Source organism: Brevibacillus sp. AF8, assembly GCF_021270385.1.
Lineage (GTDB): Bacteria > Bacillota > Bacilli > Brevibacillales > Brevibacillaceae > Brevibacillus.
Map to the genome: position 1 here is coordinate 106,555 of NZ_JAGQDN010000004.1, position 22,845 is coordinate 129,399.

Consider the following 22,845-nt stretch of genomic DNA (forward strand, 5'->3'; position numbering starts at 1 on the left):
CCCCTTTTCATCAGGATGTGTGGTCAGGTTTGATTACAGAAAATAATCGGTTATGGTGAGCGGTCCGCCACGCCCCGATCAACGGGCTCGCGACAAGATGCACGCGGTTTGTCAATGTAATCAGCGCCACGTTTCTCTCCGGGTCCGACCAGATCGACGTTCCTGTAAAGCCGGTATGCCCAAAGGCGCGTTCCGAAACAAGGTCTCCCCCACTACAGCCTGCGGCAAGTTGTTCCAAGGAACCGCCTGTCGGGGAAATGATCCACCCCAAACCTCTGCGATGAATCGAATGGTCTGTGAGTGAGCGAGTAGCCAAGGAACACAGCGTCGGATCAAGCTGTACGGAAGCCTTCCCACTCGTCCATATGTGGATGTAGCGCTCTGTATCAGCCAAGGTGGAAAAAAGTCCGGCGTGCCCGCTGACACCTTCCAAGCCATAGTGGGCGTTGCAATCGTGAACAGTGCCACTAATAACTCCTTCTCGCCAACCGTATCCGGTCAAAGCTTGCTGCCACTCCAGCGCCAAAGGATGTCTAGCTTCTGCTAGCTCCGATAAAAAATTCACCGCCATATTTTGTTCAAAGGCATTGCCCTTCTCCGTAGCAGCAATGTCCATTCCTTGCAGACGTGGTTGTTCCAGCGGCAAGTAGCTTGTATGAAACATTCGGCTCGGTTGAAAAATCAGTCGCTTCGAAAGCGCGTCCAGTTCCTCCTCCCAGATGCGCTCCAGTAAAAAGCCCAACAGCATGAATCCCAGATCGCTGTACACAACATTACGCCCCGGGGCATCCAGCATCGACTCGTTTGCGATGAGCCGCAAATAGTCCTCCCGATTTTTCCCTAGCAAAAAGTACGGACGCCATGCAGGAAGACCCGATGTATGTGTGAGCAGATGAATGATTTTAATCTGCCCTTTGCGTTCCTGATCGTGAGCGCTCGCTAATTCAGGCAAGTAGGTCGTCGCCGAGTCATTCAACGACAACTTGCCTTCCTGCACACTGATGAGGATGAGCGGCAAGGTCACCATCACCTTGGTCAAGGAGGCCATATCATACAGCGTTTGACAATGAACCGGCCTTCCCTCTTGTCCATAGCTTGTTTTTCCCATGCAGACCATCACAGCAGGCGCGCCTTTTCGCAGCATGCTGACAGCGCCTCCCGGAAAAATGCCCTGATGGATCCCTTGCGTCAGACTAGACTCCATTCGTTCTCTGATCTGTTGCACATTCATTCGTTCTCACCTCAGCCTATCGTTCCTATTTCCCACGATGACGCGGGTCGAGAATATCACGGACGGCATCCCCAAACATGTTGCAAGCAAGAATCGTCACCGTCATGGCAAGACATGGCCAGATGATCATGCCCGGAGCCAGCTCCATGTAGCGGCGCGCCTCTGAAATCATCCCACCCCATGACGGGTCTGGCGGCTGAATCCCCAAGCCCAAAAAGCTGAGGGCCGATTCTGTCAGGATCGCACCTGAAATCGCCAGAGAGGATTGAACCAGCAGCGGTGCCGTTACATTCGGAAAAATTTCTTGAAACAAGATACGCGGTGTACTCGCACCGATGGCACGAGCGCTTTCTACGTACTCCAGATTTTTGATAGAGAGAACAGCTCCCCTCACCGTCCGGGTGAAGATCGGGATGTTCACAATTCCGATGGCCATGATCGTGTTGAAGGTTCCCGGCCCTAATGCGGCGACAATCGCCAGCGCCAGCAAAATTTCCGGAAAAGCAAACAGAACGTCCATACAGCGCATGATAAAACCGTCAATCCAGCGCCCGAAGTAGCCAGCGATCAAGCCAAACAGCGTACCGAAAACGACGCTGACAAGAACGGCAGAAAGCCCAACCACCAGCGATACGCGCGCACCGTAGATAATGCGGCTCAAAAGATCACGACCAAATTGGTCCGTACCCAGCAAAAACTCACCCGAGCTGCCTTCCATCCGATGATCCTGAAACATTTGTGTCGGGTCATGCGGAGCCAACACCGGAGCCAGCACTGCCGTCAAACAGAGCAACGCCAGCAAAATGGAGCAGAAGACGGCTGTCTTATTCGCCAAAAAACGCTTTCGAAATGTGCTCATGTCGCATTCCCCTTGTCAATACTTGATACGCGGATCAATCCAGGTATAGATCAGGTCGATGAGCAGATTGACCAGGACAAACACCAGAGCGACGAACAAAACGCCTCCCTGTACAACCGGATAATCCCGCTGATAAATTCCTTCCAGAATGTACTGGCCCAAACCAGGAATCGAGAACAACTGCTCAACGATCACAGACCCGCCCAGCAGGTAACCGATCTGCATACCTGCGATCGTCACAATCGGAATCGAAGAGTTGCGGAACGCATGGCCCATGACGATTCTCCATTTACTGTTACCCTTGGCCCGTGCTGTCCGTATAAAATCTTTGTCCATGGTTTCCAAAAATGCAGAACGAGTCATCCGCATCACACCAGCAGCCACCACAATCCCCATCGTTGTCGCAGGCAGAATGAATACCTTGAACGCCTCGATTGGATTATCCCAGAAGTTCACCACATCAATAGGCGGGAACCAGTTGAAATAAAGTGAAAAGCCGAGCAAGAGCAGTGTCCCGATGGCAAAGTTCGGAACAGAAATGCCTAGTAGCGTAAACACACGAACCACGATGTCTGTTTTGGAATGAGCGCGAATAGCCGAGAGAATCCCGAACGGAATCGCGAGCACCCACCCAATCAGAACGCCAAATACAGTCAGTTGCATGGTAATGGCAAAGCGCTTGAGAATCTGGGGCAAAATCTCTTCTCCTGTGTGGACCGATACGCCAAAATTCCCTTGCAGGATTCCTGTGACCCAATGCAGGTACTGGTTAATCAAAGGCTGATCTAACCCCATGCTTTTATTCAACGCCGCAATCGCTTCCGGTGTGGCACTCGTTCCTAGCATGATGGAAGCTGGATCGCCCGGCACCAGATGCAGGATCGTGAAGATCAAGACGGATATGCCAAACAGGATGGGAATCAGGCTGGCGACACGTTTGATTAGATAAGATCCCACGAGTTTCCCTCCATATTTAGAAACTTGGCTCCGCCTAACCTCTGGCGGAGCCTTCATCACATGTATGCTACTTTACTTAATCGAAGTTTTGATCAGCGAGTATATTTCACCCGCTGCGGACGGCGTGAAATCGATGTTGTCTCGAACCGCGTAGTAGTTTTTCGGAGATGTCAGGAACAGGTTGGGTGCATCTGCTACCAGCATGGATTGTGCTTGATCATACAGCTTTTTGCGCTCTGCTTGATCTACTGTCGTCAGTGCTTTTTGCACCAGCTCATCGTAGGCAGGGTTGGAGTAGTTCCACACGTTGGCAGAGCCAGTTGTCGAGAAGAAGAAACGCATGGAACGGTCAGCATCTACACCAGAAGTGTTGCGGCCTACCATCAAGTTCATATCCTTGGATTTCCACGTATCGATGTAGTTCCCCCACTCAAGCTGGTTGATCTTTGCATTGATGCCGATTGCTTTGAGCTGTTGTTGAATCACTTGTGCCGTTTCTACCATGTCTGGGTAAGTTGCTGCTGTTTCGATTTGGGTTTCGAAACCGTTTGGATAGCCCGCTTCCGCCAGCAATTGCTTCGCTTTTTCTACGTCTGTTTTGTAGGTCGGATAAGTAGCAGGGTCCAAAGCCGAGTTGGTCAAAGCAGGAGCGATCGGACCAGTCAGAGTCGCTTCCCCTTTCCAAACAGTCTGGATAATTTGGTTACGGTCAACGGCATAGCTGATTGCTTCGCGCACTTTTGGATTGTCAAAAGGCTTTTTGTTTACGTTCATGCCCAGGTAACTGTACTCCAAGGATTGGTAGTTCTTGATCTGTACGCCTGGCTTGCCTTCCAAGAGCTTCGCAGAATCAGCAGACACCATGCTGATATCGACTTTACCGGAGCGAATTGCAGCGAGACGCTCAGCCTCGTCCTTCATAATTTGGAACTTGATGGACTCTACCTTTGGCAGTTCTTTATTGAAGTAATCCGCATTTTTCTTCAGTAGGACATATTGTCCCGACTCACTTTTTTCCATTTTGAATGGACCAGTACCGATAGCTTCCTTGGTCAGGTCAGTGGAGCCTGCTGGCACGATAGAAGCATAGGCGCTTGCCGTATTTGCAACGAATGAGGCATCCGCATTTTTCAGCTTGAAGACAACCGTCGTTGGATCTTTCACTTCAATTGCTTCTACGCTGGAAAAATACGATTTCGCGATCGAACCCGTGTCTGGGTTCATGATTCGCTCAAAGCTGAATTTTACGTCATTTGCCGTCATGTCTTTGCCATTGTGGAATTTGACGCCTTTTTGCAGGAACATCGTGACCGTTTTTCCGTCCGGCGCAATCTCCCACTTCTCTGCCAGATTCGGTATTATGTTCATGTTCTCATCCAGCTTGGTCAAGCTATCGTAAATGAGCGCATAGACGCGCACACTGGATGCCGCTGGAACCTTGTGGGGGTCATAGCCCACTGGCTCTTGCTCGGCTGCCACGATCAGTTCTGTTTTTGCTTGTCCTTCCGCTGACTTGCCTTGCTCTGCGGGTGCTGTTCCTCCACCAGAACAAGCGGAAAGCACGAGAGACAATGATAAGAAAAAGCCTGCCAATACTCGTTTTTTCACGATGGTACCCCCTCTGTTGTTCTCATGTTAGAAGCATATATTTCCTAACGGCACGGCCCTCTTCGCCCCTGTTACGGATGGCACATTGGATGGTCGTCCCATTAGTGTCTCATGACCCAAAATGGCAAAAGCGACGGCTTCCTTCGCATCGTCAGGCATCCCAAACTGCTGCGCCGTCATCACGGTCATTCCTGTCGGCAATTGACGCTGCAGCATGGAGAGAAGCGTCTGGTTATGAGCGCCTCCCCCTGAGACAATTACTTCCTCCACTTTGGTTGTTGGTAATACGAATTGCATGTAGGCGTTCGCAATTGTCGTAGCAGTCAATGCTGTCACGGTTGCCAACAGATCCGTCTGACTGATCCCGATTTGATTCGCATCATGGAACAGCTCTTGGGCAAAAGCTCTGCCGTATACTTCGCGGCCTGTGCTTTTCGGTGGCTTGATCTGGTAATAAGGGTCTTTCAGCCATTTTTCCAGTAACACTGAAGAGACGGTGCCGTTTGCGGCCAGCTTGCCACCCTCGTCATACCTCATCTGTCCGTTGGTCATGAGCTGGACGATTTGATCCATGATCATATTGCCAGGGCCCGTATCAAAAGCGACGACCTGATCGATAGCTGCACTTGCAGGAAGCAATGTGACATTGGCGATTCCACCAATGTTTTGCAGCAGTCTGCCTTTTTGCGGATGGCGGAACAAAATATAGTCCGCATACGGAACAAGCGGTGCACCTTCTCCATCAGCAGCCAAGTCTCGAGCGCGGAAGTTTCCCACTACCGGTATATCCGTACGCTCAGCCAGTGTGGACAGCTCGCCGATTTGCAAGGACGCCCTGACCTGTGTCATTCCTTGTGGTCCGGGAAATGGCGTCCGCCCGGCAACATGCCAAATGGTTTGTCCGTGCATACAGACTGCGTCTACTTCCGCTGTCGTGACACCAGCTTTTTGCAACAACTGCTGTACCGCATAGGCATACCATTCAGATAAGCCGTAATGAACCGCAGTCAGCTGATCCACTCTCGCTGTCTCTACACTACACAGATTCATGACCCACTCACGCAAGTCATCGGAGTATGGCATATAAAAAAAATCGCGGAGAGTCACATTTTCGATCTCGCCCTGTTCATCCGTGCGGATTTCTACGAGTGCGGCATCAATGCCATCCAGCGAAGTACCCGACATGAGGCCGATGAGTACATGCTCATTTTTCGCACGATAATCGAGCAAATTTGCAGGTTGATCCATGTCAAAAGCCCCCATATTGAGAATCGAGAATCGTTGAAAAATTCGAACCTGTTATCGCTTTCATTATATGTAGTAAAATTACACAAGTCAATCAGTTATTAGTAAATTTTATTTCTTTAAGCAACAACCAAGCACAGGTCTCACCCCTTTCAAGCTGTCTCAGCACCAGCCCGTTCTATTGAGAAAAACCAGCGATGTTATGGGTATGTTTTCCTATTAAAAAGTTTTATATATCAGCCAATGATTTCGTCTACAAACGCAAACAAGCCGAGCCTCTTTCACAAAGGCTCGGCTTGTCTTCTTATGGTAAGGATCGTATTAGGCAAACAAACTGATCAAGTTCCCATCCGGGTCTTTCACGATGGCATACCGCTGCCCCCAGAACGCATCCCATGGCTCACGGTGACTCTCGTATCCTTGGGAAACGATTTTCGTGTACAGCCCATCAAGCTCCGCAGCATCCCCACACAAAAAAGCCAGCTCAATCCGATGCCCGACAGGTGCTTCCCATCCTCCATATACACCCTTGGCAACTTCCATTGTATCAAAGGCGAGACGAACACCGTCCTGCGCTACCTCCACATGCGGCTCTTCATTTGCACCTTCGGGTATATCGAAACCGAGTACCCGATAGAAGTCCAACGCTTTTTTCATGTCCTGTACGACAATCCCTACCATATCAAGCTTGATTCCCACATCACTCACTCCTGTTCACTCTTGATTTCTTGCTGGACGCGCTTGGGCAGTTTTTGGAGCACCGTTTCGTACGCATGCTCGATCATCCTTTCCCATAAGCCTTCGGGAATGTCAGCGTCCAAGTAGACAGAATTCCAATGGGATTTATTCATGTGATAGCCAGGTACGATCCCTTCATATGTCTCGCGCAATTCCTCCGCACGCATCGGGTCGCATTTCAAGGTGAGGATGCGAACACCTTTGGAATCGCCCCCGATCATCGCAAATATTTTGCCTCCGACTTGGTAACGATCGCATTCCCAATCCATCTGATAGTCATGGGTGGCACCGGGCTGCTTCCGGCAGTATGTATCCAATGTTTGTTCATTCACATGAATTCACCATCCTTTCCTTAGGGTAACGCATCTCGCCAAAAGAAGATTGTAAAAAACGGACAACTTTTAAAGACTATCGATTCACACGATCTGGCGAGACAATTTTGCTTGGAGCTACACCGTAAAAAGTGTGAAAGCTCTTGATCAAGTGCGACTGATCGTAATAGCCACACTGGAGAGCGGCATCTGTAAACGAAGTGCGCGTTCCCTTTGCCAGCATTTGCAGCAGCCCTTGAAATTGAATGATTCGTCCGAGTTCCTTCGGGCTCATACCCAATTGCTGTTGAAACGTCCTGCGCAAGGTTCTCTCGCTGTAATTCACTTTCTCAGCGAGCGCTCCCATGGAAAGATTTCCTCTGTATTCATACAAATAGTTCATGCTTGTCAATAGCAACGGGTCTGCTGGATCATCCATCCACATTCGTTTGATAAGCTCCCGCTCCAACAAAACGATTCGCTCCGCCGTGTCGGAGGCTTCAAGCAAGCCTTCTATCACCTCATCCGCCTCTTTGCCCCAGATGTCTTCCAGATTGGGATGATGTCCGTTGATCATGGCGACGGGGTAGTGCAAAAAGCGGGCCGCTCCCTCAGCGTAAAATCGAATGCCGATCAAAGATTGTGGTTCGGTTACTAGCATGTCTTCGTACGTCCGCATCAGTCCCGTTAGAAATGCCCCCTTCTTTACAGAAGTAGCTCTGAGATTGAAAATGATATCGACGCAGCCATCCGGAATGACTCGGCTCGCATGTGCGATACCCTCGCCGTTGTACTCTGAGACCCAGTAGCAGGCGATATAGTTCGCCAAGCTTTTATTGGGCATGTACTCTCGGTAACGGTACTCATTTTGGACGTTCGCTCGTTGCAGAGTCGGAGGTTGCACTGGGCGATATAGCCGCATGATTTTCGCCATCCTTGTCCAATGATTAGAACATATATTCCCCCACAATTTTTGAAATCCTTCTCACTCCTCGGCATTTTTTGAAAAACGCCAGTCTCATCGGGAGCCAGCAAAAACGGTCGAGAATGTAGTTGCATATGCTGGAACGAATGGATTTTTCGTAAAGCGAGGTGCATGATGTGATCTCCTCCTCCAAGTGGAGTCTTCATCAGTTCTTTTCAAAAAGTCCTTACATTCGCCCTTACCTGCCGCCTACTTCTTTATATCAGCCCGAAAGCTTGGATTCGTATGTAGCGAAGTATTCTACTGTCTATATCAAACCGACGAGAACCCATATGGGAAAAGGGATTATTCGCGTCTGGAAAACGGATAGCGGGGGCTATCAATTTGTGAAGGAGCGCGGAGAGCCTATGCAGGCAGATTCTTTAGCTGACTTGAAGCAGAAGCTTGCCGCTCAATGCACAGAAAAAAATTATGTCATACAAAAAGGGCTGGATTTAGCTGAAATCGACGGTCGTCCCTTTGACATTCGTGTCATGATGATGCGCAATGGCTTGGGCAAATGGCAATATGCCGGCATGCTAGCCAAGGTCGCTGGTGCCGACAGCATTATTACCAATGTAGCTCGCGGCGGCGGATATGCCGTCACAGTCCCGCATGCCTTGAAAAAGTCTGGAGCTGTCACGCCCGACAAAATAAAAAGTATCGTCTCTCAGTTGATCCAAATCAGTCACCGCGTATGTGCCCACTTTAATAAATATCGGCACAGCGCGCAAATCGGCGTCGATTTTGCCATTGATAAAGCTGGAAACCTCTCCATTATTGAGGTCAATTACGACTTTCCTTCCCACGGGCTGTTTGCCAAGCTCAAAGACAAGACTTATTACCATACGATTAAAAGACTTCACTATCAGTATAAAAACCGCGTGAAACGAAAACAGAGGAAGGCATAATCGCCCTCCTCTGTTCGTCTGATTCGTGTATGTGTCTTATTCGGGTGCCAATGCCGTTCCTTTTGTCTCCAGCATGGAGGTGCAGTTCGGGCAGCGCGTAGCCTTGATTGGAATCGCGGAGATGCAATGCGGGCACTCTTTCGTTGTCTCTGGTGCTTTCTCCACTTCTTGCTTGCGTTTGAAACGGTTGAGCTGTTTGATGACGATAAAAATAGAAAAGGCAATAATGACAAAATCAATCACAGAGTTGAGGAACAACCCGTAGTTCAGCGTGGCAGCATGAGCTGCTTTTGCTTCAGCGATCGTCTTATAAGGAACCCCGCTCAAATTGATGAACAAACCGGAGAAATCTACCTTGCCAAGAAGTAATCCGATCAATGGGGTAATAATGTCATTAACGAGTGAGGTAACAATTTTACCAAAAGCCCCACCAATAACAACACCGACAGCGAGATCCATGACATTTCCTTTTAACGCAAACTCTTTAAACTCTTTTAACATAATGACTTCCTCCTTACCTACCTAAAACATATTGTAAAAAATGGCTGACAAAGCGTTCATGATCAACTTCCAGGCACACATCCACATTCGGCGGCTGGGCTGGATGTTCCCGTCTGTCTCCAATCGTACGGGCATCACTGGCTCCCCCGGACGTATCTACCGCAACATGCATTGGGACTGACTTCACAAACGTTGGATCAATGACGACACCTACCGCCAACGGATCATGCAGACCGCAGCCGCGCAAGTTGCCCACTGTCGCGTAGGCATTCATGTAAACCTCGCACATATCCGCGAAAACATGGCTTAAGCGTGTATCCTTCGCTCTCCATTCCTGCAAATGTTCGCGGGTAAGCAGCGTTTGCATCGTCACATCCAGGCCTACCAGCGTCACGGGAATACCAGACTGGAAGACGTACGCTGCGGCTTCCGGATCAGCGCAAATATTCGCCTCCGCTACAGGCGTGCGATTCCCCGGCTCCGTTACAGCTCCCCCCATCACGACCACTCGTTTGACAAGGGATACGATTTCTGGAGCAGCCATAATCGCCCTCGCCAAATTAGTCATGCTCCCGACGGTCACGAGCGTCAATTCGTGAGGATTTTCCTTAATCGCAGAGATGAGAAATTGTGTGGCACACTGTGGCTGAGCCGTTGTCGATGGATCTGGAAGGACCACATTGCCTAGCCCGTTTTCACCGTGGAATAGCCTTGCTTTTCCTGTAAGGTCGCGAACAATCGGCTTCGATGCCCCCTGATAGACAGGAATCGCAGACGCACCCAGCAGCTCGAGCACCTGTAAGGTATTGCGTGTTGCTTCCTCCACCGTAATATTGCCAAAAGTCGTGGTAATCCCACACACTTCAAGAGCAGGCGAGTGAACGGCATAAGCAATCGCCAGCGCATCATCAATCCCGGTATCTACATCCAAAATGATTTTTTCCATGCGCTTATAACCCTCCCTGATCCAAAACGGTTTGCAGCCAGCGCTCTGCCTCTGCCATCTCAACCTCAACACATACAGCCGTATCGGTTCCTACACTTGGTTTTGCCCGTAGATCAGCTAGAATGGCACCCCGTGATAATTCACTTTTGCATTCGACTGAGAGCTTCATCTGCTCGGTTCGCATTTTATCAGGCGAGAGAGCCACGAGCATCGCTATCCATGCATGTAACCCACGAGCAGAAGCCGCGAACTGCATGTCCGACATCGTCGTTCTATCGATTAGACCAACTGCTTCTGCGAGACTTCCTAGCATATGTACTTGCTCTTCCGTCAGACGAAACGAGCTGGTTGTATCGAATGGAACGAGCACAAGCGGCAAGCGTGCTGCCAAAACGAGCGCAGCTGCTTCCGGATCACCATGCATGTTTGTTTCGGCAATAGCCGTTACATCTCCTGGTACGCGTATCGCTCCACCCTGCACCACGATTCTCGTAAATTTACTGGCCAACAATGGATCACGCGCGACAGCCAGAGCTAGCGTCGTCAAACGATCAAACGTCACGAGCGTCAATTCACTTTCCTCATCTTGCGTGGTTTCTGCAAGGAGTCGTACACCTTCCGAGGTGGTCGTTTCTACCGTTCCTGAGAAAAGCGGCTGCCTGGCACCTGTAACGATTGGAATTTCATAACCTGGCTGTGCAAAATCAATCAGTTTGCTAGCCAAGCTTGACTGCGTGTCTCTGCAAATGATTCCTGCTACTTGAACATCAGACGATCGCAAAGCATACAGCAAGGCCAGCCCTTGTCCAAATCCACCGCAAAACTCGATGATCAACCGGTGTTTTTTTGCCACAATCTCATCTCCCGCTTCTCGCTATTGCCATTTGTCAAAACCGCTTTTCCTATGCTATCCAAATCAAGAGCAACCGTCAAATATCCAAATACTCATCTCTACCTTCTCTTCTCTTGCATCGAACGGATAACTATTTTACACTTATTCATGACTTCGACAAAAATCGCCATCACGCAAGACTAATGCGCCAAGCCATGCTAAAGGAGTATAACGGTCATGCCTTCGTTGAACCACTCAAACATGGATGCTATTTCTCTCGTGAAAAACCAACTGATCCAAGCGATTATGCTGCACCAAGCGAAGCCTTATCTGCCTGTTTGGGGAGAACTGTTTACATCGTTACGGGAAATCCAAAAGGCAGGCCAGCATTCCCAGAAAAATATACACGTCTATTCCATCGAGCCGACAGGCGACCTCTGGTATTTGTACCGAGAGAATGTTTTTTCTGTCGATCTGCCTGGGATGGGCATCACGATTTCTCTCACACAGGAGCAATTTATTGATGCCTTGCTAAAAGGAAGCTTTCAACCTACCCTATCGATAACAAAGCCGTCATGAGAAACGAAACGGCTTTTTTTCATGCATTTTGGACAAAAAAAAGCCCCAAGATCAAATCTTGGGAGAGAGTAGTACGTTATATTCACGTGAATAAGCTTATTTTATATCCCACTACTCACTCATTCTAGCTGTATATTCAGGTAAATGTACCTATTATATCCTATGATCAAAAAAAAGAGGCGGCCCTTCTGCACAGATTGGGTGCCGCCATCCCGAACTTCCCCAAGTTCGTTCATATTCGAATTGTACTATGAAACAGTCCTATCGAAAAGTGTCAGGTTTTGTTTTCCTGTGAATTATTGCAAATCCCTGACGCCTGCTTAAGGCCATCAGGGAGCATTCTATTTGCTATCGTTGTTGAGCACATCAGCAGCTCTCGGTCCAAAAATGATATACAAATAGACATATTGGCTGACGCTAACGCGAGGAAAGACGAACGCAACACTGCTCTTGCCCTCTTGCTGTCTGACAAAATAACGCAATTTGCTTGTTTTGATCCTTTTCACAATGCGTGTCGCTTCTCGCCATGGTACGGAAAATTGAACGCTTTTTTCCATCAGCACCAACACCTCTCACGGCTAGTATGCCCCGGATTGGTAAAATTACACACTCACTCATACCGCAGTGCGTCAATTGGTTTGAGCTGTGCTGCTTTTCTCGCCGGATACACACCAAAAATGACACCAACCAATGTAGAGGTCAAAAACGCGTACATGATCGGCGACAGACTAATTGAGGTTGCCATCTGACCGAGCTTGCTAACCAAAAACGCAGCCCCTACCCCTAAGGCAATGCCAATCACCCCGCCAATCAGGCTAAGCGTAACCGCTTCGATCAAAAACTGACGGAGAATATCTCCCCGCTTCGCTCCAATCGCTTTGCGAATTCCGATCTCCCGTGTCCGCTCTGTGACAGAAACAAGCATAATGTTCATTACGCCGATTCCACCAACAATCAGCGAGATGGCAGCAATACCAGATAAAAGCGCCGTCATCGAGCTGGATACTGACTGTGCCGTGCTTAAAATGTCAGATTGAGACGTAATGCGGAAGTCATCGGTAGCTTGTGGCCGTAGTTTGTGATTGGAACGAAGGGCTTGCTGAATATCTTGTTGCGCCTTCTCCATCAAGTCCGACGATGCTGCCGAGACATAGATCGAGCCCACATTTTTGCCTCCAGTCAGCCTGTTCATCGCAGTGGTAATCGGAATGATGATCCGATCATCGTTGTTTGTCATACCTGAACTACCCTGGCTCTGCAATACGCCGATGATCGTAAACGGAATCCGGTTGATCTGAACGGTTTGCCCCACTGGATTCGCTCCTTTAAACAGGTTGCTGACCACCTCTGTCCCCACGACAGCCACGTTGTATTGCATCTTCACTTCAAAATTGCTAAAGAAGCGTCCTTGTCCTACTTCTACATTCCTCACCTGCGGGAAATCGGCTGACGTCCCCTCGAGCATACTGGAATAGTTATTGCTTCCCCAAACAATCTGCCCCCGCGCATTGACGCTGGGAGCCACATCCGAAATGGACTCTTTTTGCATCAGGGTTTCTGCATCTGCCATCGTCAGCGTATTCAGAGAGCCAGCCCCAAGGCTTACCCTGCCTTGTGTCGCCTGACCAGGTGTGACAATCAACAGGTTGCTCCCTAAACCATTGATCTGCGAAGCAACAGACGTGGAAGTCCCTTCTCCAATCGCCACCATCGCGATAACAGCAGCCACACCGATGATGATTCCCAGCATCGTGAGGACGGAGCGCAAGCCATTTGCCCTGATGCTGCGAAAAGAAATGCGTACACATTCAAGAAAGCTCATCTGCTCTACCCTCCATCGACACCCTTCTGCGATCCTCCACCACTTCATCCGCGATGATTTGCCCATCGCGAAACCGGACGATCCTCTTGGCATACTCCGCAATATCAGGCTCATGTGTCACCAAAATAACCGTTTTGCCCGCATCGTTCAGCTTTTGAAAAATACCCATGATCTCTTCACTCGTCTTCGTGTCCAGCGCTCCTGTCGGCTCATCTGCGAGCAGAATGACGGGATCGTTGACGAGAGCTCGCGCAATCGATACGCGTTGCTGTTGTCCACCTGACAGCTCATTGGGCTTGTTGTTCAATCGCTCTGCCAGTCCGACACTCGTTAATGCCCGGATGGCTTTTTCTCTTCGTTCCCGTGCAGGCGTGCCTCCATATAACAGAGGCAACTCGACATTTTCGACTGCGGTTGTACGTGGCAACAGATTGAAATTTTGAAAAACAAAACCGATTTTCTGATTGCGGATGACTGCCAATTCATCATCATGGGCTTGTGATACAGGATAACCGTCCAAAAAAAATTCTCCCGAGGTAGGCTTATCCAGACAGCCAATCACATTCATCATCGAAGACTTGCCTGAACCCGATGGCCCCATGATTGCCACGAAATCCCCTTCCTCAATCGACAAGCTGACACCCCTGAGCGCATAAATCTCCTGGTCTCCGATGATGTACTGTTTTCTCAGCTCTTCTATTTGAATGACCGGTTTCATCTGCCTACCGTCCCCTTATCTGGACGCCCATTCCGCCGAATCCCGGCATACCGCCGCCCATTCGATTTCCATTTTGACTCGTTCCAGATGAGGTCTGTGTGTTCGCGAGGATGACGACACGATCTCCTTCAGTAAGCCCCTCTGTCACCTCTACCTGATCGGCAGTGAAGTATCCCATTTTGATTGGAACAAATCGATACGGCATATTCGCTCTGCCCTCTTTGCCTCCACTGCGGTTATTCACTTGCTTCGCCTCAGCCTTATTCCCTTCTGCTCCTTCACCAGCTTGTTGTGCAGCAGCATCCATTAGTACATACACGCCATCCTTGCCATTTTGCGTTTGCAGCGCTTGCGCAGGTACCACGAGCACATTTTTATGGGTTCCTCGTTCGATCGCGACGTTCATCGTCATTCCGATCTTCAATTTGTTATCCTGGTTTGCCACAGACAACAGCACATCGTAAGTGGTGACTCCAGCGTCAGTTTTCGCTTCCGGATAGATCAGCTTTACTTTTCCATGGAACGTCTCGTCCGCATAAGAACTCGTTGTAAACGTCACAGGCAAGCCTTCCTGCACTTTACCGATGTCGCTCTGGCTGATCTGGGCCAATACCTCTAAATTTCCGCTATTCGAATTATCCATGATAATGAAATCATTCCCGGGTATTTCGCCTACATTGCCATTCACCTGGACGATCACTCCGTCCATCGGTGCTTTCAAGGTGACAGCCCTCAATGCCTTCTGTGCTTGTTGCAACCCCGCTTTTGCCTGTTCCACCGCTGCTTTGGCTGATAGTACTGTGGCGGCATCCGGACCTTCATTGGCTTCCTGTAACTCTTCTTGTGCTGTTTGATACGCAGCCAATGCTTGCTCTACCTTCACACTGGCCTGCCCTGTCGTCTGTCCGGCAGTCAATACAGCCGAGTTGTAATCGCGTTTAGCTTGGTCCAACGAGGCTTGGGCACTGTCGAATTCGCTCTTGGCAATCGCACCTGCTGCGAACAAGGTCTGCTGGGAAGTGTACGTCTTCTGGGCATTCTCCAGGTTTGCCTTTGCCTTTTCTACGTCATTCGCCGCTTTCTTTCCGTCAATGTTTTGCTTGGCGAGCTCCCATTCGTTCTTGGTCTGATTGACGGCGGCTTGTAAAGAAGTGATTTCAGCAGGGCTTTTGCGCTTTTGCGCCTCCTCTAGCTTGGCTTGAGCCGACAATAGATTGGCTTCCGCATTCGTCACCTGGATTCTCGCTACAGAATCGTCCATCGTCGCCAGAATTTGCCCTGCCTTCACGGCATCACCAACGCCGACCTGAATAGTAGAGATCGCATCCTTGGCTTCTTCTGCATCAGAAAACGAGAGAGACGAGCGCTTGGAAGCCTGGACAGTACCTGATGCCTGCACGACTTCTGAGATGTCTCCCCTTTTTACCGTCTCCACTTGAAAAGCGGCCTGCGCCGCTTGTGGGGTAAAAAATGACTGGTAGCCAAATATACCTCCTGAAACGATCACGGCCCCGACAGCCAAAACTCCAACGATCCACCTTTTCCTGTTGCTTCCTGTCTTCGAAAACAACTCTCTCTTGTTCTCCTTGTGAGTCACGCTCAGTCCTCCTACCGTCTGCTTGATTGAAGACTTGTCTTTTTGGTTGCGACCACTATACGGAACGAATACGTCAGGGAAAAGTCAGATGAAGGCACAAAAAAAACGACCGGAGAGAAACCAGGTCGCTTTTCGATCATGCATGGATTATTTGCGCAAAATCAACGTGAAGGTGCTGCCTGACGCGGTACTCTCAGTCAGAATCAACACACCTCCTAACGCTTGGGCAATCATTCTGCTAAAAGACAAGCCAAGCCCCAGCCCACGGACGATGTGCTTCTTGTCCTCGCCACGGTAGAATCTCTCGAAGATCAAAGACTGTTCTTCTATCGGTATCCCACGTCCATTGTCCTTCACGTCAATGCGGATCTCTTCTCTTGATGCAGATAGTGACACGACGATCCTCCCCTCCGATTCCATCGCTTGTGCTGCATTATTTAGGAGATTGTACATGATTTGCTGCACTCGCAGCGGGTCGGTATCTATCATGATCGGATCAGAGGTACTTTCGATGTCCAGGCAGAGCTTCTCTTCTTCCTGCATAATTTTCCATTGGTGCGTAATTTCCCGGACCAGCTCCTGCATGTTTTGAGGCTGCCTGCGAATGCGAATGTCACCGACTGCAAAAGAGTTAAAATCGAGCAAATCCTCTACCATCTTTTGCAGACGTGTCGTTTCCTTCGTACAAATATCGAAAAACTCCTTGGCTTCCTCACCGCTCACAACCTCTTCCCTCACGGCTTGCACCAGCCCACTGATGGACGTAACAGGTGTTTTGAGTTCGTGGGTCACCCCTGCCAACAACTCGGTACGCATCATTTCCAGCTGCTTCAATCGCTCTGCCATTTCTCCAAAGGAATGAATGAGCTCATACACTTCTTGTTCGCGCTTGTTTTTATCCAATTGAATCTCGTAGTTTCCCAGCACGATTTGCTTGGCAGCGTCTGCCACATCCTTAATCGGCTGAGACAGCTTTTTCGTCAGCAAATAAATGACGAGCCAGCCAAGCAAACCGAGACCCAGAAGCATGATCGCGAGCAATTGAAATTCAGTCATGCTTCGTATCACCTGTTTTTGTGGGGTGAACAGCATGACCCATCCAACCACTCGCTCATCCACCTTAATGCTTTCCTTCACGAAAAGCACTTCTTCGCCCCGCGCAAGCTCAAACTGTGACAGGCTGTCATCCGCTTCCACCAGATCAGGCGCAATGCGCTTTAATTCCCCGGAAAAAGGACCAGGTACGCCAAATACCGGTTGCTTGTGTTCATCCAAGATCATCATAATTGGCTTGTAATTGACTCCGAGTGACTCCTGACGACTGTCCACAATACGAAACAAGAACGGAGCCATTTTTACCTTGCCTTCCACATCAATGACCCGATCCGCTACTTCCGCTGCCATCAGTCTCATAAAATCAAGGCGTTTTTGCGTCTCGCTATAAGAAATCCAGTAGCTGGATGCAATCCCGATCACGAAAAGGCCGATACACAAGATGATCAAGTATCGCGTCGTCCAATAGCGAAACAAAGAGGTGCGTTTTTTCTCACTCATATACGCACAGCTTGTAGCCCAAGCCACGATAGGTACGGATTTCCCCTTCGGATGTCGGCCAATTTTCCAAAGATCGCCGGATGCGTTTGATCGCGAGGTCTACTGCGCGATCACTTCCTTCGTAATCCATCCCCCACACCTGCTCGATGAGCTGTTCTCTGGTGAACGTCTGGTTTTTGTACTGCGCCAAAAAAAGAAACAGGCACAAGTCCTTTGGTGTGAACGCCAGTTCGATGCCGTGCAGCATGACGGAATACGCCTTGAAGTCGATTCTCAGACTGCCAAACTGCTTCACATGATTGCCTTCTATTAATTGTTTCGAGCGACGTAATACTGCATGTACGCGAGCGACCACTTCGTCGGCAATAAAGGGCTTGGTGATATAGTCGTCAGCACCTTGGTTCAGACCCGCCAGCTTGTTATCGATTTGTCCCAACGCTGTCAGCATGATGACAGGACACGAGCTTTTCGCCCGAATATATTCGAGAATACTCCATCCGCTTCGTCCAGGCAGCATCACATCTAGCAAAACGAGCGCAGGATTGAGTGAATCAAACTTCCGCTCAGCTTCCTCGCCGTTAAATGCCTGTTCAACCCGAAAGTTGTTTTTTTCCAAATACGCCTTTAATACCCGAGAGATGGGTAACTCGTCTTCCACGATCAAGATGTTTTGCATACTCGTACTCTTTCTCCCCTCTGCTCGGACTAATCTTCCCTTTAGCGTAGGACATGAATATGTCAAGCAGATGTCTGGAAGGAAGCATACTTTGTAAGTAAAATAAAGAGACCAGAATGCAAATAGGGAGGTTTTCTCATGAAACGCTTAACCGCGGAAGAAAAAAACGGTTTGTATAAAGCCATTAGCAATCGTCGCGATATTCGTACCTTTCGCCCAGATCCTGTCGCCCCGGAAAAGCTCGCCATGATCTTGGCTGCTGCCCACCACGCTCCTTCTGTCGGATTCATGCAGCCATGGAATTTTGTCCTGGTAGAAGACGACGCAACCAAACAAGTTCTCGCAGAATGTGCGGATAAAGAACGCCGGGCGCTTGCCATCCACTACGAAGGGACGGGACGAGAGTCGACCTTTTTGGAGTTAAAAATTCAAGGGATCAAGGAAGCGCCTGTCACCATCTGTGTCACTTGTGATCCTACACGTGGCGGAGACCATGTACTCGGACGCAATTCCATCCCGGAAACAGATATCATGTCTGTCAGCTGCGCGATCCAAAACATGTGGCTGGCAGCTTACGCCGAAGATTTGGCAATGGGTTGGGTCAGCTTTTACAAGAAGGCCGACGTGCGTCGTATCCTGAACATACCGCCGCATATCGATCCTGTCGCATTGCTGTCGATCGGTTACACGGATCATTATCCGGAACGTCCACTCTTGGAGCTGCACCAATGGAGACAACGTGAGGACTTGCAACAGTTGATTTATCGGGAGCAGTGGGGAAATAAGGCGTAAGCCTTGACCCCATACGAAAGAAAGGGCGCTGCAACTGCGGCACCTTTTTTTTACAAAAAAAAGACCGCCTGATGGAACAGGCAGCCCAGAGAAATAGAGGGGGTAGTACGTGATTCACGGTATCTTCCTGACGTACGCAAGCACGAAGAAGGTTTCACAATTGATGTGACTCACGAACATGGAACTAGCAAAATGGGAAATTTCACCTGACACGAAGCCCTCCCTCTATGCCCGAATATACCTAGCCAATCGATTTATATGCGTGGTCGCGTCCGGTTTGTCGGAATGGCCGCTAACGGATCTTCTGGCCAGTAATGCTTGGGATAACGTCCCTTTAAATCCTTTTTCACCTCAAAATACGCATGTGCCCAAAAGCTCGCCAAATCCCGTGTCACTTGTACCGGACGCTGAGCTGGCGAAAGCAGGTGCAATGTCAGCGGTACTTTGCCTCTGCCTATTCGCGGAGAGTCTTGCCAACCAAACAACTCCTGTAACCGGACCGAAAGCACCGGTGCCGCTGGATCGCTGTAATCGACAGGAATTTTGGAACCGCTCGGGACGATCACATGGGTCGGAGCGTATTCGTCCAATTGTCTGCGCTGCTCCCATGACAGCATACTCTCCAGCAACGTCGTCACTGACAGCGCCTGCAGGTCTTCCTTTTTTCTGAAACCATACACATGGGGAGCGAGCCATTCCTCCAAGGAAGCAAGCAGTGCCTCATCTTCCATATTCGGCCAACCTTCCTCCAGACGCTGCATAAAGAGCAAACGCTCCCGATACTGTCTCGCCTGCCGGTTCCACGGCAAAATCTCCAAGCCCTCTTCTTTTATTCCGTCCAAAAACGCTGTTAACACCTCATCTGGCGAAGCCTCCGCAGGTATTTCTGCCAACAGGATCGCGCCCAACCGCTTTTGCTTGCGGCTGCGAACTGCCCCAGCCGTATGCTCCCACCATACGTTCATTCGTTCGGTAATCTGCATCGCACAATCATTCAACAGCTCGCTTTCTTCCACACTAGCCGCCAGTAATATCCGACTGTCTGCACCTTGGTCATCGAGTTCTGCTGCCACAATATACGGTGAAGCAGTCAGTGGTTGCTGCACGGAAAAAGCCGCCCCACGCCCATTTCGAAGCAAATAGCGTCCATCTGCTCTTCGCTGGGCAATCCGATCCGGGTACGCAAACGCCAGTAGTCTTCCCGTTGCTTCTGTACGAGTGGTCGCATCACTGGGCATGTTGTTTATCCATATCCGTTTAAAGTGAGCCGCCTCATTCCAAAGTCTTTTGCATGCTCCTATATCAATCGGAAGCTCCGCTGCAACACTCTGTTTGTTTGCTACCTGTCGGAGCAGCTCAACACGCGTACGCATATCCGCATCTGCCGAAGCTTGGCGCCCCCTCATAATATCTCGTTCTTCCAAGAGAACAGCCAGCTCGCAGGCCAGTTCACCTTCCCCCAGCTCATTCGCTTTTTGAATCATGTGGCCCAACCTCGGATGTACACCCATCCCAGCCAGCACTCGTCCATGTGCTGTGATTTGCTTCCGCTCATCGAATGCGCCCAGCTGAATCAGCAGCTCTTGAGCCTGTGCCATTGCTGGCTTCGGCGGGGGATTCAGCCAATCCAGCTCGTCCGGTGCCCCGACTCCCCACAGAGCCATCTCTAAAGCGAGCACAGCCAGGTCCGCTTCCATGATTTCAGGTGCCTGCTGTGGAATGAGCATGCGATCTTCTTGCTCTGTCCACAATCGAAAGCAGACCCCGGGTGCAAGACGTCCAGCCCTTCCTCGCCGTTGGTCAGCAGATGCTCTCGATACCTTTGCAGTCTCCAGTCTCGTCATCCCCGTTCGTGGAGAAAAGCGCGGGACCCGTTTTAAACCACTATCAATCACGATGCGCACACCCTCGACAGTCAAGCTCGTCTCGGCAATAGTCGTAGCGAGGACAATTTTGCGCTCTCCTGTTTTCCCGGGCTGGATCGCCTTATCTTGTTCCTCCTGCGACAAATTTCCGTAAAGAGGCGCAATCCGTATATTCGATCCCACACCGCTTTCTTCGAGCAACGCTTGCACCCGATGAATTTCTTTGGCTCCCGGTAAAAAGACGAGCATATCTCCCTCTTCTTGTCTCAACGCATGGAAGATCATCTGGACAACCGCTTCCTCCAGACGGCCCTCCATCGGAGAAGTCAAAAAGTGCGTCTCCACCGGAAACATCCTTCCTTTACTGCTGACAACAGGAGCGTTCCCCAGCAAGGCTGACACGGGCTCTGCATCGAGGGTAGCGGACATCACGAGAATTCGCAGGTCCTCTCGAAATAAGCCTTGTGCCTGAAGACAAAGGGCCAGCCCTAAATCCGCGTGCAAATTCCGTTCGTGGAACTCGTCGAAAATAACAAGACCGACACCAGATAGCTCTGGATCATCCTGTAGCATTCTCGTTAAAATTCCTTCTGTAATCACTTCTATTCGTGTACCTGGACCGACTCTTGATTCACGCTTGACCCGGTATCCGACCGTTTGCCCAACTTGTTCTCCCAGCAAAGCAGCCATGTAGGCAGCAGCTTGACGTGCGGCCAGTCGTCGTGGTACCAGCATTACAATTCGGCGATTGTCCAACCAAGCTTCGTCACGCAAGGCCAATGGTACCCGCGTCGTCTTCCCCGCACCTGGAGCGGCTACCAACACTGCGTTTGTCTCTTTGCGAAGCGTGTTTACCAGCTCGGGCAATACTTCATTTATCGGCAATGCATTCATGTTTTCACCTCATACGAGCAATCATCCCTATTCATCATACACGATACAGAGATGTAGGATGAGTGTGGATCGTAATTGAAAATGACTGAATAATCATTCAATAGTATAATGATTCCATCACTAGGGGAGGTGTGCGGTATGATTCACATTCATCATCAGGAAGATGTAGCCTGTTTCGAAGGGATTGTTCGCGTCGGGGATTGGGAATCGGCACCGATCATCGCGGCTTCGTCTGGCGAGTTTGACTCGCTCTATATCGTCACATCTGTTCTTGCAGTTCACCTTCCTTTTCCAGAGCCTGATAGTATACTAGAAGGATAATCCTTACCATTTCATAGAAAAAAGAGAGGAGAACATATGAAAGTCATCACGGTATTACTTGCACTCATTTTGGGGTTATCTGGTATTTATCCTGCGGTTTCTTATGCGGCACCGAAATTTAATGATGTCGATCCGAAGAAATACGGCTGGGCCATGAATTCGATCTCCTTTATGGTAGATAAGGGTGTGGTGAGTGGTTATCCTGACGGTCGCTTTCAGCCTGAAAGATTGGTAGACAAAGCAGAATTGACCGTCATGATCTATCGCCTGTTTGATCGGTACAGACCGTACAAAGCTAACCAAAAGACAGATTACAGCAACTATCACATCGAGCGATTTGCCGACGTGCCCCAAAATCATTGGGCGTACACGGAGATTAGCTCGATTGTCACAAGAGACTGGTGGAATGCTGTCCGCTATTCGTCCAATGGCTACCTTTTTTCCCCAGACACAAAACTCAATCGAATTGGTGCGGCAAACGTCTTGCCCGTCTTTATGTTAGAAAACCAAGACATTCCGGCGGCAGAGGTCTTACAAATCCTTTCCGGCATGCGGGATATTCCCATCATCTTGACTCAGTATTCGCTTGACCCAAACTCGCCTGAAAACTTCTTCCAGGAGGATGGTCGGTACAACGAAGACGGGAGAGACCAAACGAACATCCTGTATCCGCTTCTCTTTGGCCAAGATGGCGATGAAATTTTGTTTTCGGATGACTACAGTGGAATCATAGGAACCAACCTCGCCCTCTTGCAAAAAACAGGGATCATGACTGCGTGGAACGGCAAGTTCGAGGGTGGAGAAATGCTGACCCGCGCGGAAGCTGTCACTATTTTGCACCGATTTTATAACCATTTGAAGAAAACAGGTACACTCAGCCAATACTCGAGCAAGTAAAAAACCTCCATCTCGGAGGTTTTTTTG

23 protein-coding genes are annotated in these 22,845 nt (G+C 49.7%); 5 read left to right on the forward strand and 18 right to left on the reverse strand.

The genetic code is table 11. The annotated features are described in order from the left end of the window. Nucleotides 1-10: 10 nt before the first annotated feature. The 8 genes from KB186_RS08510 to KB186_RS08545 form a co-directional block, all read right to left on the reverse strand. Nucleotides 11-1,231: a serine hydrolase domain-containing protein gene (locus KB186_RS08510; RefSeq protein ID WP_173608747.1), complete on the reverse strand. Its 1,221-nt coding sequence runs from the start codon at nucleotides 1,229-1,231 to the stop codon at nucleotides 11-13. Nucleotides 1,232-1,256: 25 nt separating this feature from the next. Further along, nucleotides 1,257-2,090, reverse strand: a complete 834-nt coding sequence (locus tag KB186_RS08515; RefSeq protein WP_173608748.1) for an ABC transporter permease — start codon at nucleotides 2,088-2,090, stop codon at nucleotides 1,257-1,259. Nucleotides 2,091-2,105: 15 nt separating this feature from the next. After that, nucleotides 2,106-3,047 (reverse strand): ABC transporter permease, encoded by a 942-nt coding sequence (locus KB186_RS08520; protein ID WP_173608749.1) that lies wholly within the window; start codon nucleotides 3,045-3,047, stop codon nucleotides 2,106-2,108. 72 nt (nucleotides 3,048-3,119) lie between these two features. After that, the gene (locus tag KB186_RS08525) at nucleotides 3,120-4,655 is read right to left on the reverse strand and encodes an ABC transporter substrate-binding protein (RefSeq protein WP_173608750.1); all 1,536 of its coding nucleotides are present in this window, start codon (nucleotides 4,653-4,655) and stop codon (nucleotides 3,120-3,122) included. A gap of 27 nt (nucleotides 4,656-4,682) precedes the next feature. After that, nucleotides 4,683-5,903, reverse strand: coding sequence for an anhydro-N-acetylmuramic acid kinase (locus KB186_RS08530; protein WP_173608751.1), 1,221 nt, complete (start codon nucleotides 5,901-5,903; stop codon nucleotides 4,683-4,685). Nucleotides 5,904-6,221: 318 nt separating this feature from the next. Continuing rightward, nucleotides 6,222-6,599 carry a VOC family protein gene (locus tag KB186_RS08535; RefSeq protein WP_173608752.1) on the reverse strand — a complete coding sequence of 126 codons (378 nt, stop codon included), beginning with the start codon at nucleotides 6,597-6,599 and terminating at the stop codon, nucleotides 6,222-6,224. Between the two features lie 5 nt (nucleotides 6,600-6,604). Beyond that, on the reverse strand, nucleotides 6,605-6,970 hold the full coding sequence (locus tag KB186_RS08540) for an MmcQ/YjbR family DNA-binding protein (RefSeq protein ID WP_173608753.1): 366 nt from the start codon (nucleotides 6,968-6,970) through the stop codon (nucleotides 6,605-6,607). 76 nt (nucleotides 6,971-7,046) lie between these two features. After that, the gene (locus tag KB186_RS08545; protein WP_229087983.1) at nucleotides 7,047-7,871 is read right to left on the reverse strand and encodes an AraC family transcriptional regulator; all 825 of its coding nucleotides are present in this window, start codon (nucleotides 7,869-7,871) and stop codon (nucleotides 7,047-7,049) included. Nucleotides 7,872-8,050: 179 nt separating this feature from the next. Between KB186_RS08545 and KB186_RS08550 the strand changes: the two genes are divergently transcribed. Next, on the forward strand, nucleotides 8,051-8,824 hold the full coding sequence (locus KB186_RS08550) for a YheC/YheD family protein (protein WP_173608755.1): 774 nt from the start codon (nucleotides 8,051-8,053) through the stop codon (nucleotides 8,822-8,824). Nucleotides 8,825-8,860: 36 nt separating this feature from the next. On the opposite strand, the gene mscL is transcribed toward KB186_RS08550, so the two are convergent. Genes mscL through KB186_RS08565 form a run of 3 tightly spaced genes read right to left on the reverse strand, consistent with a single transcriptional unit; the run spans nucleotide 8,861 to nucleotide 11,124 of the window. Continuing rightward, on the reverse strand, nucleotides 8,861-9,325 hold the full coding sequence (gene mscL / locus KB186_RS08555) for a large conductance mechanosensitive channel protein MscL (RefSeq protein ID WP_221867627.1): 465 nt from the start codon (nucleotides 9,323-9,325) through the stop codon (nucleotides 8,861-8,863). 13 nt (nucleotides 9,326-9,338) lie between these two features. After that, the gene (locus KB186_RS08560) at nucleotides 9,339-10,271 is read right to left on the reverse strand and encodes a nucleoside hydrolase (protein WP_232773409.1); all 933 of its coding nucleotides are present in this window, start codon (nucleotides 10,269-10,271) and stop codon (nucleotides 9,339-9,341) included. Between the two features lie 4 nt (nucleotides 10,272-10,275). Continuing rightward, the gene (locus KB186_RS08565) at nucleotides 10,276-11,124 is read right to left on the reverse strand and encodes a nucleoside hydrolase (RefSeq protein ID WP_232773410.1); all 849 of its coding nucleotides are present in this window, start codon (nucleotides 11,122-11,124) and stop codon (nucleotides 10,276-10,278) included. A 216-nt stretch (nucleotides 11,125-11,340) separates the two neighbouring features. Between KB186_RS08565 and KB186_RS08570 the strand changes: the two genes are divergently transcribed. Further along, nucleotides 11,341-11,682, forward strand: a complete 342-nt coding sequence (locus KB186_RS08570; RefSeq protein WP_232773411.1) for a hypothetical protein — start codon at nucleotides 11,341-11,343, stop codon at nucleotides 11,680-11,682. Nucleotides 11,683-12,023: 341 nt separating this feature from the next. Here the strand turns inward: KB186_RS08570 and KB186_RS08575 are convergent, their stop codons facing one another. The 6 genes from KB186_RS08575 to KB186_RS08600 form a co-directional block, all read right to left on the reverse strand. Further along, nucleotides 12,024-12,239: a hypothetical protein gene (locus KB186_RS08575; protein WP_232773412.1), complete on the reverse strand. Its 216-nt coding sequence runs from the start codon at nucleotides 12,237-12,239 to the stop codon at nucleotides 12,024-12,026. Between the two features lie 53 nt (nucleotides 12,240-12,292). After that, the gene (locus tag KB186_RS08580; protein ID WP_232773413.1) at nucleotides 12,293-13,504 is read right to left on the reverse strand and encodes an ABC transporter permease; all 1,212 of its coding nucleotides are present in this window, start codon (nucleotides 13,502-13,504) and stop codon (nucleotides 12,293-12,295) included. Further along, on the reverse strand, nucleotides 13,491-14,222 hold the full coding sequence (locus tag KB186_RS08585) for an ABC transporter ATP-binding protein (RefSeq protein ID WP_173608762.1): 732 nt from the start codon (nucleotides 14,220-14,222) through the stop codon (nucleotides 13,491-13,493). The genes KB186_RS08580 and KB186_RS08585 overlap by 14 nt, the downstream gene beginning before the upstream one ends. Before the next feature lie 4 nt (nucleotides 14,223-14,226). Beyond that, complete coding sequence (locus KB186_RS08590) at nucleotides 14,227-15,819, reverse strand: efflux RND transporter periplasmic adaptor subunit (RefSeq protein WP_232773414.1); 1,593 nt, start codon at nucleotides 15,817-15,819, stop codon at nucleotides 14,227-14,229. A 147-nt stretch (nucleotides 15,820-15,966) separates the two neighbouring features. Next, entirely contained in the window at nucleotides 15,967-17,400 is a 1,434-nt protein-coding gene (locus KB186_RS08595) for a HAMP domain-containing sensor histidine kinase (RefSeq protein WP_232773415.1), read from the reverse strand. Next, nucleotides 17,366-18,049, reverse strand: coding sequence for a response regulator transcription factor (locus KB186_RS08600; RefSeq protein ID WP_173608765.1), 684 nt, complete (start codon nucleotides 18,047-18,049; stop codon nucleotides 17,366-17,368). Before KB186_RS08600 ends, KB186_RS08595 begins: the two co-directional genes overlap by 35 nt. A gap of 138 nt (nucleotides 18,050-18,187) precedes the next feature. Between KB186_RS08600 and bluB the strand changes: the two genes are divergently transcribed. Next, nucleotides 18,188-18,841 (forward strand): 5,6-dimethylbenzimidazole synthase, encoded by a 654-nt coding sequence (gene bluB, locus KB186_RS08605; protein ID WP_232773416.1) that lies wholly within the window; start codon nucleotides 18,188-18,190, stop codon nucleotides 18,839-18,841. 254 nt (nucleotides 18,842-19,095) lie between these two features. Here bluB and hrpB read toward each other — a convergent pair whose 3' ends face one another. Beyond that, on the reverse strand, nucleotides 19,096-21,600 hold the full coding sequence (gene hrpB / locus KB186_RS08610; RefSeq protein WP_232773417.1) for an ATP-dependent helicase HrpB: 2,505 nt from the start codon (nucleotides 21,598-21,600) through the stop codon (nucleotides 19,096-19,098). Nucleotides 21,601-21,738: 138 nt separating this feature from the next. Here hrpB and KB186_RS08615 point away from each other — a divergent pair, with 138 nt between their 5' ends. Both KB186_RS08615 and KB186_RS08620 read left to right on the forward strand, forming a co-directional pair. Next, nucleotides 21,739-21,921, forward strand: coding sequence for a hypothetical protein (locus KB186_RS08615; RefSeq protein ID WP_173608767.1), 183 nt, complete (start codon nucleotides 21,739-21,741; stop codon nucleotides 21,919-21,921). Nucleotides 21,922-21,957: 36 nt separating this feature from the next. Continuing rightward, entirely contained in the window at nucleotides 21,958-22,818 is an 861-nt protein-coding gene (locus tag KB186_RS08620; RefSeq protein WP_221867621.1) for an S-layer homology domain-containing protein, read from the forward strand. The last annotated feature ends 27 nt before the right edge of the window (nucleotides 22,819-22,845 follow it).